Source organism: Bradyrhizobium sp. WYCCWR15520 (assembly GCF_056174665.1).
Map to the genome: position 1 here is coordinate 163,070 of NZ_JBWBWM010000020.1, position 11,419 is coordinate 174,488.

10 protein-coding genes are annotated in these 11,419 nt (G+C 63.2%); 3 read left to right on the plus strand and 7 right to left on the minus strand.

Annotated features, from left to right (window positions below; all coding sequences use genetic code 11):
• Positions 1 to 46: 46 nt before the first annotated feature.
• Positions 47 to 1,738: a sensor domain-containing diguanylate cyclase gene (locus AC0QUY_RS23600; RefSeq protein ID WP_475388602.1), complete on the minus strand. Its 1,692-nt coding sequence runs from the start codon at positions 1,736 to 1,738 to the stop codon at positions 47 to 49.
• A 118-nt stretch (positions 1,739 to 1,856) separates the two neighbouring features.
• On the opposite strand from AC0QUY_RS23600, the gene AC0QUY_RS23605 reads away from it, so the two are divergent.
• Positions 1,857 to 2,534 (plus strand): YggS family pyridoxal phosphate-dependent enzyme, encoded by a 678-nt coding sequence (locus AC0QUY_RS23605; protein WP_475388604.1) that lies wholly within the window; start codon positions 1,857 to 1,859, stop codon positions 2,532 to 2,534.
• Between the two features lie 3 nt (positions 2,535 to 2,537).
• On the opposite strand, the gene AC0QUY_RS23610 is transcribed toward AC0QUY_RS23605, so the two are convergent.
• Together AC0QUY_RS23610 and AC0QUY_RS23615 are read right to left on the minus strand one after the other, a co-directional pair.
• Positions 2,538 to 3,323, minus strand: a complete 786-nt coding sequence (locus tag AC0QUY_RS23610) for a 2-keto-4-pentenoate hydratase (RefSeq protein WP_475388605.1) — start codon at positions 3,321 to 3,323, stop codon at positions 2,538 to 2,540.
• Positions 3,324 to 3,339: 16 nt separating this feature from the next.
• The gene (locus AC0QUY_RS23615) at positions 3,340 to 3,909 is read right to left on the minus strand and encodes a L,D-transpeptidase family protein (protein ID WP_475388607.1); all 570 of its coding nucleotides are present in this window, start codon (positions 3,907 to 3,909) and stop codon (positions 3,340 to 3,342) included.
• A gap of 270 nt (positions 3,910 to 4,179) precedes the next feature.
• Here AC0QUY_RS23615 and AC0QUY_RS23620 point away from each other — a divergent pair, with 270 nt between their 5' ends.
• Together AC0QUY_RS23620 and AC0QUY_RS23625 are read left to right on the plus strand one after the other, a co-directional pair.
• Complete coding sequence (locus AC0QUY_RS23620) at positions 4,180 to 4,866, plus strand: response regulator transcription factor (protein WP_028348340.1); 687 nt, start codon at positions 4,180 to 4,182, stop codon at positions 4,864 to 4,866.
• A gap of 52 nt (positions 4,867 to 4,918) precedes the next feature.
• Positions 4,919 to 5,359, plus strand: coding sequence for a cyclic nucleotide-binding domain-containing protein (locus AC0QUY_RS23625; protein WP_161850958.1), 441 nt, complete (start codon positions 4,919 to 4,921; stop codon positions 5,357 to 5,359).
• Positions 5,360 to 5,362: 3 nt separating this feature from the next.
• Here AC0QUY_RS23625 and AC0QUY_RS23630 read toward each other — a convergent pair whose 3' ends face one another.
• The 4 genes from AC0QUY_RS23630 to AC0QUY_RS23645 all read right to left on the minus strand — a co-directional run bounded on the left by AC0QUY_RS23630 (position 5,363) and on the right by AC0QUY_RS23645 (position 10,938).
• Positions 5,363 to 6,178, minus strand: a complete 816-nt coding sequence (locus AC0QUY_RS23630) for an exodeoxyribonuclease III (protein ID WP_475388609.1) — start codon at positions 6,176 to 6,178, stop codon at positions 5,363 to 5,365.
• A gap of 139 nt (positions 6,179 to 6,317) precedes the next feature.
• A complete protein-coding gene (locus tag AC0QUY_RS23635) occupies positions 6,318 to 7,124 on the minus strand; it encodes an outer membrane lipoprotein carrier protein LolA (RefSeq protein ID WP_161850956.1) in 807 nt (268 codons plus the stop codon).
• Between the two features lie 127 nt (positions 7,125 to 7,251).
• The gene (locus AC0QUY_RS23640; protein ID WP_475388611.1) at positions 7,252 to 9,699 is read right to left on the minus strand and encodes a DNA translocase FtsK; all 2,448 of its coding nucleotides are present in this window, start codon (positions 9,697 to 9,699) and stop codon (positions 7,252 to 7,254) included.
• A gap of 12 nt (positions 9,700 to 9,711) precedes the next feature.
• The gene (locus AC0QUY_RS23645; protein ID WP_161850954.1) at positions 9,712 to 10,938 is read right to left on the minus strand and encodes an aminotransferase class I/II-fold pyridoxal phosphate-dependent enzyme; all 1,227 of its coding nucleotides are present in this window, start codon (positions 10,936 to 10,938) and stop codon (positions 9,712 to 9,714) included.
• Positions 10,939 to 11,419 lie beyond the last annotated feature (481 nt).

Genomic DNA, 11,419 nt, shown 5'->3' on the forward strand with positions numbered 1-11,419 from the left:
TGGGACGGCAGGAACAGTCATTTGGCCGGTGACGCGGAGCGTCGGCTCACCCCGCCATCGCGATCCCGGCCTCGTCGACCAGCTTGGCAAAGCCGTGCTCGACCACGGTGTTGCGGCCGCGGTGCTTGGCGGCGTAGAGGGCGGCGTCCGCGGCTTCGATCAGGTCGCCGGGGGTTTGGGTGTCGCTCGGAAGCGTAGCGGCGACGCCGACGCTGACAGTGACCATCCCGTAGCTGGAGGTGATGTGGGGCAGGGCGAGGCCCTGAACGGTCGCGCGCACGGTTTCGCCGATCTCGAGCGCCTTCTGCGCGCTGGTGTTCGGCAGCAACAGGCAGAATTCCTCGCCGCCATAGCGGCCGGCAAAGCCCATGGTGTCGGCAGCGATGCCCGCCAGCGTTGCGCCGATCCGGGCCAGGCAGGCGTCGCCTTCGGGGTGGCCATAGGTGTCGTTGTAGAGCTTGAAGTGATCGACATCGATCATTAGCAGCGACAGCTCGCTATGATGTTGCTGTGCCTTCAACCATTCGAAATCGAGCCGGCTCTGGAAGCCGCGGCGGTTGGCAAGGCCCGAGAGCATGTCGATCGAGGCCATCACGGTGAGCCGGTCGTTGGTGGCGACCAGTTCGCGCTCGCGCTGGCTGAGCTGGGCCGCCATTGCGTTGAAGGCGCGGGCCAGCGGCATGAATTCCGACGGCAGGCGGCTGCGCGTGACGCGGGCTGTCCAGTCGCCCTCGCCGAATCGCCTGGCCATGCCGGTCATGACTTCGATCGGATTGATGATGAGCTTCTGGGCGCCGATCAGCGCGCCGAGCAGCACGAACAGGCAGACGAATCCGAGTTGCAGATAGGCGGTGCGGATCTCGCGATTGATCACCGCCGTCACCTTGGCCTCGTCGACGCTGACGATCAGGCGCGATTGCGTCCCGGGAATGCGCGCGAAACTGATCGCGCGCTTGGAGCCGTCGGTCGCGGTAAAGGAAAGCGAGCCGGTGTCGGAGTTGGAGCTGAGCGCCTTGTAGGTGATTGCCGACAACAGTGGCACGTTGTCGAGCGGCTGGCCGATCATGCTGGCCTGGTCCGGCGGTGCCGCCAGCACCACGCCGGTGCTGTCGATCAACAAAGCTGATATGCCCGGCCGTCCGCTGAAATTGGCCATGATCTTCGACAGCCAGTCCAGATTGATGCCGGCGACCGCAACCGATTCTTCTTCCGGATTGATCGCGGCGACCGGATAGGCCGCCATCATGATCGGGCGGTTGTTGGTCCTGCCGAACAGATAGTCGCTGAAGACGAAATCGCGCGTCTCCTGCGCCTTCCTGAAATAGTCGCGATCGCCGATGTTGAGGCCGACCTGAATGTTCAGCGTCGAGCACTGCACCACACCTTCCTTGCTCACGAGCATGATGCCGCGGATCCAGGGCAGGTTGGCGGGCAGGCTGGCGCGCAAGATTTCGCAACTGCGCCCGATGCCGCTGGAGGCGCGGATATAGGCGGCCGATTTCAGCATGGTCTCGACGGAGGAGATCACTTCGCGCTGGGTCTGGGCGCTGTGCTGGGTGATGTTGGCGTATTCTTCCGAAGCCGTCGTGATCTGTTTGGCGCGGGTGTCTTCGAGCGAGCGGACGCGCTCCAGCATCAAGGGCGCCACCAGCAGCACGGCCAGCATCGCAAGCCGCGCCCGGATTCCGAGCAGCTTCTTGAGCTTGACCCGCTTGCGGTTGAAAGTAACGCCAGACATCCTGCCCCCCCGCACCACAGGGTAGAGCGAAGGGTTCAAAAAGCCTTTCCCGAACTTGGTAAAATTCGAGGAAATGCCGTAAAATCTCCTCGCCGAAATACGACACGATGCGAGAGAGATGACGACGCCACTAACCAAGTCTTTACCAATTGGTCTGGCTCAAGTGGAGCAGGACATCGCGCGCGCGTGCAAGGAAGCGCGCCGCGAGCGTGCATCGGTGACGCTGATCGCGGTGTCGAAGACGTTTGATGCCGCAGCGATTTCGCCGGTTATCGATGCCGGGCAGCGCGTGTTCGGCGAAAATCGCGTGCAGGAAGCCAAGGCGAAATGGCCGGCGCTAGTGTCGTCCCATCCCGGGATTGCGTTGCATCTGATCGGGCCGCTGCAATCCAACAAGGCGAAGGAAGCCGTGGCGCTGTTCGACGCCATCCATTCGGTCGACCGTCCCAGCATTTGCGAAGCGCTGGTCAAGGAAATCAATTCGCAGAACAAACGGCCGGAATTGTTCGTTCAGATCAACACTGGCGAGGAGCCGCAAAAGGCCGGCATCGCGCCCGGCGATGCCGATGCCTTCCTCGCGAGCTGCCGCGACAAATATGGTCTGGTCATTTCCGGCCTGATGTGCATCCCGCCGGTCAACGACGCGCCGGCGCCACATTTTGCGCTGACGGCCAAGATCGCCGCGCGCAATGGCCTGAAAAATCTGTCGATGGGCATGAGCGCCGATTTCGCGGTCGCGATCCAGATGGGCGCAACGCATGTGCGGGTGGGCTCGGCGATTTTCGGGGCCCGGTGAGGCCTATTCAAATCCTACCGACACCTTCCCAAGCGCGCCGAAATCGACTGCGAAAAAATCGCCCGATTGAATCGGCAGCGGCGGATGGCAGGTGCCTGTCGTGACGATTCGCCCTGCCTTCAGCGTCACGCCAAGCTGGCGCAGTTCGTTTGCAAGCCAGGTCAGCGCAATCCGCGGATCGCCCAGCACGTTCTTGCCGTGGCCGACGAATTTTTCGCCGCGCATCGTCATGACCGGCCGTTCCTCGACGAGGTCCATCGAGCGCCAGTCGGCCGTTGCGGCAGGGCCCAGCACGAACAGATGCGCACAGGCGTTGTCGGCGATGAGCTGCGCTTCGCCGGCGCCGGCGAAATCGGCAAAGCGCGAATCGGGAATCTCGATGGCCGGATGCAGCGTGTCGACGGCATCGAGCACCTGCTGAACCGTATAGGGTGTCGGTTGCGCCGGCAGATCGACGCGCATGCGAAAGGCGAATTCGGGTTCAGCGACGCGCATTTCATTGCCTGCCATCGAAGCCGTTCCGCCATCGGGAATGACTGTCTCGGCCAGAATGCGCCCGGCCATTGGCCCCTCGACATTGATGTGCTTTTGCCCGGCTTCGCTGGTGGCCGCGATCTTCCAGCCGAACAGGCTCTCGGACGAGTACTTTTCGATTGTCGCCTGAATAGCGTAGGCCTCAATCCGGTCGCGCGGCCGTAGCGAGGCGTCGAGGCCGGATAATTTGGTGCCGGCGCGCCAGTGGTCGTGCAGCGTCTTTGACGCGGCTTCTATTGCGTTCCTGTCGAGCATCGCGTGTGATTCCCCATCAGCCGATCATGATTCTCGTTTGCGGGCCCATGCGCCGTAACAGCCGCAGCATGGCGGATTTTGTCATTGAGACGCATCCGGCTGTCGGCGAGAAATTGGTCCGCGCCAGATGCAGGAACACGGCGCTGCCGCGACCGGCAATGCGCGGCGCGCTGTTGTGATCGATCTCGACGATGAAGTCGTAGAGATGGTCCTCACGCGTCAGCCGGTCGCCAGGCTGATTCCGGACCAGGCGGATCGGCTGGTTGTAATGGCGGTCGCCCGGGTCTTCGCACCAGGCGTCTTCGGGCCGGATTGGCCGGGCCGGCAGATAGGTCCGGGGCCGAATATGGCGGTCGGCGCGCCACCACAATCGCAGCGGATGATAGGTGCCCCTCGGGGTGCCGCCATCGCCCTCCCGCTTGTTGGCGAGGATGCCGCCGCGGCCAAGTGCCACCGGCACAGTCCAGCCGTCTGCGGTCAGCCACCCCCGTCGGGGGTCGCCGGCGGCCTGGCGGACCCGGATCGCCGCAAGCGGCCGATCACGCGCAGCTGTCTTATAAGTGATTGAAATTGGGTTGTTTTCCATGCCAATGCCCAAATCCGGGGATTGTCTGCCCGGCCGCTGCTATTCTAACTGACGCCATTACAGGACATTCATCCAAACGCGTCCCAAATTTGGGATAGACTGTGATCGGCTTGTGAATCTGTAACAATGTCTTACCTCAATACGAATCAGTACCCTGATGACGCGGCTTGCTAGCGAAATTTGCCCGCGAATCAGGTTTGTCATCGACCAAGACCCGGCTTGAGACGCCCCCGCCTGTGTCCGCCGCCTGCCTCAAGAGGATCGTATCCTATGCCCAATGCCCGCAAGATCCTGATCGTGGATGACGACACCGATCTGCGCGACACGCTGGTCGAGCAACTATCGTTGCATGAGGAGTTCGAAGCCTCTGCAGTCGATACCGGCGCCAAGGGCGCCAGCGCCGCCAAAGCCAACTCCCCCGATCTGGTGCTGATGGATGTCGGCCTGCCGGATACCGACGGACGCGAAGTCGTGCGGAGCCTCCGCAAGGGCGGCTTCAAGGCGCCGATCATCATGCTCACCGGCCACGACACCGATTCCGACACCATTCTGGGCCTCGAATCCGGCGCCAATGACTACGTCGCCAAGCCGTTCCGGTTCGCCGTCCTGCTCGCCCGGATCAGGGCGCAACTTCGCCAACACGAGGCCAGCGAGGACGCGGTGTTTTCCGTCGGCCCTTACAGCTTCCGCCCCGGCTCCAAGATGCTGACCGCCGCCAATGCCAGAAAGGTGCGACTGACGGAGAAGGAAACCGCGATCCTGCGCTTCCTGTATCGTGCCGGCCAGTTGCCGGTGTCGCGCGAGACGCTGCTGCAGGAAGTCTGGGGTTACAATTCGGGTGTCACCACGCACACGCTGGAAACCCATATTTACCGGCTCCGGCAGAAGATCGAGAAAGATGCGGCCAACCCGGAAATCCTGGTGACGGAAGCTGGTGGCTACAAGCTGGTGCCGTGATACGATTCGCAGCCACGGTTCGTAATTTTCCGCGCGTCCCGGTCACCGGTCCATGTCGATCGAAGATGATGTAGCCCTGCTCGAGCGGGTCCCGACATTGCACCTGTTGGGGACGGCGGCTCTGCGCATGCTGGCGATCGGCTCGGAGCAGCGCGATTTCTCGCCGGGCGATTATCTGTTCAATGCCGGCGATGATGCGGATGCCGGCTACATCGTGCAGCGCGGCTCGTTTCGCGTCGAGGACGGCGGCGCTGAAGTCGTCGCCGGCCCCGGCTCCCTGATCGGCGAACTGGCGCTGATCGTCGCGATGAAACGGCCGTCGAGCGCGGTCGCGCTTGATCATTCCTCGGTCATCCGCGTGGCACGCAGCCTGTTTCAGCGTGTGCTCGAAAGCGATCCTGCCGCCGCGCGCCGCCTGCGCGATGAACTCGCCACCCGCACCAGCCAGCTCGCCAGCGATATTCTGATGGCCGGCGCCAAGCTGAGTATCTGATCGCTATACTTCCAGCGTGACCGTCACCGGCACGTGGTCGGACGGGCGCTCCCAGCCGCGAGCATCGCGGGTGATCTTGAAATCGCTGACACCGTCTTTCAGCGCGCGCGACACCCAGATGTGGTCGAGCCGACGGCCGCGGTCACCGACCGTCCAGTCGGCCGCGCGGTAGCTCCACCACGTATAGACCTTTTCAGATAGCGGGATTCGCTCGCGCGCGACGTCGAACCATTCGCCATGGACCTGCGCGGCCAGGAGCTTTTCGCATTCGATCGGTGTGTGCGAGACCACCTTCAGGAGCTGCTTGTGCGACCACACGTCGTTTTCATGCGGCGCGACGTTGAGGTCGCCGACCAGGATATGCCGGTCGTCACCGCGCGGATGCAGCGGCTCGCAGGCCTTCATCTCGTCGAGAAATTTCAGCTTGTGATCGAACTTCGGATTGAGCACCGGATCGGGAATGTCGCCGCCGGCCGGGACGTAGAAATTGTGCAGCACCACCGGCTTCGCAAGCTGGGCCTTCTCGCCGAACGCCACCGAGATGTGCCGTGAATCGATCTTGTCGCAGAAGGTTCTGATGTCGGTGGCTTCGAAGGGCAGTTTCGAGACGATGGCGACGCCGTGATAGCCCTTCTGTCCGTTCAGCGCGACATGCTCATAGCCGAGACGCTTGAATCGCTTCAGCGGAAACGCGTCGTCGATACATTTGGTTTCCTGCAGGCACAGCACGTCCGGCCGCGCCGATTTGAGGAATTTGGCGACGATGTCGATGCGCAGGCGCACCGAATTGATATTCCACGTTGTCAGGGAGAAACGCATGAGGGCCGTGTATTACCACGGTTCATGGTGACGTCGCGCGCGTTGTCCACAGGTGGCGTAGAGTGGACAAAGGCGCACCGGTGAAGATGGTGGGTACGCTTGCGCTTTGCCCACCCGACGGCTGCGCAGAAAGCGCGGCTCAGTTCGCCGGCGTGATGTAATTGGTGAAGTCGATCTTGAACAGGCCGGGATCGACCTTCTTGGACGAGTCCAGATTGTAAACTGCAACGGTGGTGTCGTAGCCCTGCGGGTCGGTCACCGTCCATTGCTTGAGCTGGCCGTCCTTGGTGCCGACCATCAGCATCAGCCGGCTGGTGCCGATCAAGGCCTGCTTCTCCTCGATGGTGACGCTGATGAAGACATCATCAGCTGTGACGCTGACGACATTGGTATCCTTCAACAGATCGATCCGGTCCGACAGCAGGAAACGCAGCGGCGTTTGCGACAGCGGATAGATGTCCTGGGTCGCGAGCTTGCGGTCACGCACCGCCAGCGACGAGCCGTCGGCGACAATCGCGATCGGGCTCGGGTCGTCATATTCGAAGCGCACCTTGCCCGGCTTCTGAATGTAGAAATCGCCCTTGGTCTTGCTGCCATCTGGCCCGACCTGGACGAAATTTCCGACCAGCGTCTGCAGCGAGGACAGGTAGGAACTCACCCGGGCAGCCTGCGCCTTCTGGTTGGCATCGAAGGTTGCAAACACATTGGCCGGGACATTGCGGTTCGGGTTCGGGATCACCGGATTCGGCGGTGCCTGGGTGGCGCCGGTGGTCATCGGAACCTTATCCTGCGCGCTCATCTGCACGCCGCCCTCGCGGGCCTTGGGCGCGGGCTTCGGAACCGGAACGTTCTGCGCGAGCGCCGGCGTGGCGAAGCCGGCGATGGAGGTGGCGATCAAAAGGGCCAGTCCGGTGCGCAGCCCGCGATGGGTGGATTGTTCTGTCATCAGGTATTTCGGATCTCTATTCGAACGAGGGGGCCCCGTTGCCAGCCAGTTTATCGTGCTTTCGACCAAAGGAGATATCGTTTTTCCGTGAAAATCGTTGCGCTGAAGCGCTGTTCCGCGCCGATTTTTAAAACCCGCCCTCTTCCTCCTCGACCAGAATTTCGCGTTTACCGGCGTGATTCGCCTGTCCGACGATCCCTTCCTGTTCCATTCGTTCCATCAGCGAGGCGGCACGGTTATAGCCGATTTGCAGCCGGCGCTGAATGTAGGAGGTTGAGGCCTTGCGGTCGCGCTTGACGATCGCAACCGCCTGCGCGAACAGGTCGCCGCCGCCATCGGCGCCCATGCCGGTGGAATCGAATACCGCGCCGTCTTCCTCGGACGGCTCCTCCGCGGTGACCGCTTCCAGATACTCCGGTGAGCCCTGCGTCTTGAGATGACGCACGACCTTCTCGACCTCCTCGTCGGAAGCAAAGGGACCGTGCACGCGGCTGATGCGGCCGCCGCCGGCCATATAGAGCATGTCGCCCTGGCCAAGCAGCTGCTCGGCCCCCATCTCGCCGAGAATGGTGCGGCTGTCGATCTTCGAAGTGACCTGGAAGGCGATGCGGGTCGGGAAATTCGCCTTGATGGTGCCGGTGATGACGTCGACCGAGGGACGCTGCGTGGCGAGGATGACGTGGAGGCCCGCGGCGCGCGCCATCTGTGCCAGGCGCTGCACCGCGCCTTCGATGTCCTTGCCGGCCACCATCATCAGGTCGGCCATTTCGTCGACGATAATGACGATATAGGGCAGCGGTTCGAGCTCGAGCTTTTCTTCCTCGTAGATCGCCTTGCCGGTTTCCTTGTCGAAGCCGGTATGCACCGTGCGCGTCAGCTCCTCGCCCTTGCCCTTGGCTTCGACGAGGCGCTGGTTGTAACCGTCGATGTTGCGCACGCCGAGCTTGGCCATTTTCTTGTAGCGCTCTTCCATCTCGCGCACGGCCCATTTCAGCGCGACCACCGCCTTCTTCGGATCGGTCACGACCGGCGTCAGCAGATGCGGGATGCCGTCATAGACGGAGAGTTCGAGCATCTTGGGGTCGACCATGATCAGGCGGCACTGATCCGGCCTCAGGCGATAGACCAGGCTGAGGATCATGGTGTTGATGGCGACCGATTTGCCGGAGCCGGTGGTACCGGCGATCAGCATATGCGGCGTGCGCGCGAGATCGATAATGATGGATTCGCCGCCGATGTTCTTGCCGAGGCAGAGCGGCAACTTCACCGTCGACTCGTTGCTGTCCTTGGTAGTCAGCAATTCGCGCAGATAAACCTTTTCGCGATGGACATTCGGCAGTTCGATGCCAATGGCGTTGCGGCCCGCGACCACGGCAACGCGGGCCGAGAGCGCGCTCATCGAGCGGGCGATATCGTCGGCGAGGCCGATGACGCGCGAGGATTTGATGCCGGGCGCCGGTTCGAGTTCGTAGAGTGTTACCACCGGGCCGGGGTTGGCCTTGACGATCTCGCCGCGGACGCCAAAGTCGCCGAGCACGCCTTCCAGCGCGCGCGAATTGGCTTCCAGTTCGGCCTTGCTGAGTGGCTGTCGATCCGACGCCTTGGGCGCCGTGAGCATCGAGACCGAAGGCAGTTCGAACTTGTCGGATTTGCGCGCCGAGGCACGCGGCGCGGGTTTCTTGCGCGGGGTACGGGCGGCGGGAGCTTCTTCCTCCTCGTCTTCCTCTTCTTCCTCGTCCTCGAATTCCTCTTCCCGCGGGGCAAGTGTCGGGGCGGCGCGGCCGCTGAGGCTTGGTTCCTGACGTTCGAACGAGGCCCTGCGAGGCGGCGGCGAACTCGACACCAGTGATCGGTAGGCCGCGGTCATCAGCCAACCGAGCCGCGCCTTCAAGCTCATCAGCGCATGATACACCCATCCGAGCGGGACCGAACCGCGATCCCCTTCTTCCTCGAAGGGGGTGTCATCGTCTTCGATCGGCGTCAGCTCTTCATCTCGCGGGCGCGAGCCCCAGCCGCTGGCAAACAGAAAGGCTGCGCACATCGCCGCAAACAGGATGATGCCGAGCACGAGACGATAGGTGAAGCCGGCCGGACCGAACACCACCGCTGGCGCGCGCACCAGCGCATCGCCAACGACGCCGCCAAGACCGGTCGGCAGCGCCCAGGCTCCGCCATGCGGCCAGCAGCTGGCAAAGCCGGCCGCGATCACCGTGCAGAGAATCCAGCATCCAAGGCGCAGCGCTTCGCGGTCGAAGGTACGATGGGTCAGCATGCGCCAGCCCCACACGGCGACGGGCAGGATCAGCATGATCGCGCCGAGACCGAGAATCTGCATCAGCAGATCGGCGCCGATCGCGCCGGGATAGCCGAGGACATTGCGGATCGGCCGCGACGTCGCATGGCTCAGGCTCGGGTCCTGCACCGACCACGTCATCAACGCCGCCGCAGCCACGCCGGAAAGCGCGATCAGGCAAAGACCGGCGAGCTCGCGCAGGCGCCGCGCCAGCGCCTCGCGGATCGAAACCGGCAGATGGCCGACCAGGGGAATAACACGTTCGATCGCTGGCATGCTCATGGGGCCCTGCGATTAATCCAGAATTTCGACCAGCCGGTGCAACGCCTCGGCGGTTGATTCACTATCGGAGACCAGTGCGAGGCGGATGTAGCCCGCGCCGGGATTGAAGCCGTCGTTCTGCAGCCGCGACAGATAACTTCCTGGGATCACGCGGACGCCTGCGTCCCGATAAAGTCTCACCGTCGTCGCCTCATCACCGCCGCGCTCGGATACGTCGAGCCAGACGCAAAAGCCGCCGGCGGGCCGCACATAGCCGTAGCGGCTGCCGAGAATCTGGTCGGCGAGATCGAACTTGATGCGGTAGAGCCTGCGGTTCTCTTCGACATGGGTTTCATCGCTATAGGCGGCGACCGCGACGTGCTGCAGCGGCACCGGCACCTGCGGTGCGGCGACGTTGCGCAATTCGTGAAAGGCCGCGAGAAATTTCCGGTCTCCGGCGGCAAAGCCGACGCGCATGCCCGGCAGGTTCGAGCGTTTCGACAGCGACTGGAACGCAACGACGTTGGTGAAATCGGGTCCGGCGCATTCCAGCGCGCTGCCCGGCGCCTGCCTGGTGTAGATTTCCGAATAGCACTCGTCGCTCAGGATCATGAAACCGTAGCGGTCGGCGAGGCTCTTCAGCCGCGTGAAGTAGTCGCGCGAGGCGACCGAGCCTTGCGGATTGGCGGGCGAGGCGATGAACATGGCGACGGTTCGGGCCAGCGTCGCCTCATCGAGCGAATCGAGATCCGGCAAAAATCCGTTGGCGAGCGTGGTCGGCAGGTAGATCAGTTCGCAACCAGCTGCGCGGGCGCCCGCGCCATAGGCCGGATAAAACGGGTTGGGCATCAGGATCGCCGGCCTGCCCTGGCGCGGCCCAACATAGCGGGCGGCCGTGATCGCCGCGAAAAACAGCCCCTCGCGGCTGCCATTCAGCACCAGGATTTCGCTCTCGGAGTCGATCGGGCGAGGGAGCTGGAACCGGGTCGAAAGCCAATTGGCGGCGGCGCGCCGGAACGGCTCGATGCCCTTGGCAAGCGGATAGCGGCCGAATTCGGCGATGTGTTTGGCCAGGACCGGCCCGACGAAATCGGGCACCGGGTGCTGCGGCTCGCCCAAGGACAGCGTAATCAATGGCTTGGCCGGCTGATAGGGCGCCAATAGCTCGGTCGTACGCAAAAACGGCGAGCGTTCGGCCTGACCGGCAGGGATTGCACTGCCAGCGCCCTGCGCCACGCCGGAAGAGGCGGTCATTGCCATGTCTGAAACGCCAGTACTCTCAAAAGCGGTCGAAGGGCTGAAGCGAGCCCCGGAAACCCATCAAACCACCATAGATACGGCGAGGTTAAGACGCGATTAACCATCGGTGCCAGCGACGATTTGCGGCTTTTCCGGTTTGAGGGTTGGCCGATGGTTCCAGCGGGGCCGCAGCCTCCGTCCGGGGGCCAGGTCCGGCACGGCGCGAGCAACCGCGCAATTTCCGGAAGTGACGATCCGCCGTCACGGCTCCGCGTTGGCAATCTTTTTTAGCCCGCCGTTCGTTTTGCCATCGATCCGACGTTCCCCGGGCTAGGCTGCGGGTTCCACCGAAGGGTGAGACGCAGGAAGATCCAATCAGAGCAACTGTGCTGGAAGTAGCCCGGTGATCGGCCGGCCTCAAGGCTGGCGCTGGCGCGCCCCCGCCTACGGCGGCTGCGGCCTTGACCCCGCCCGTTCACCGGTCTGTCGGCTTTGCAAGCGC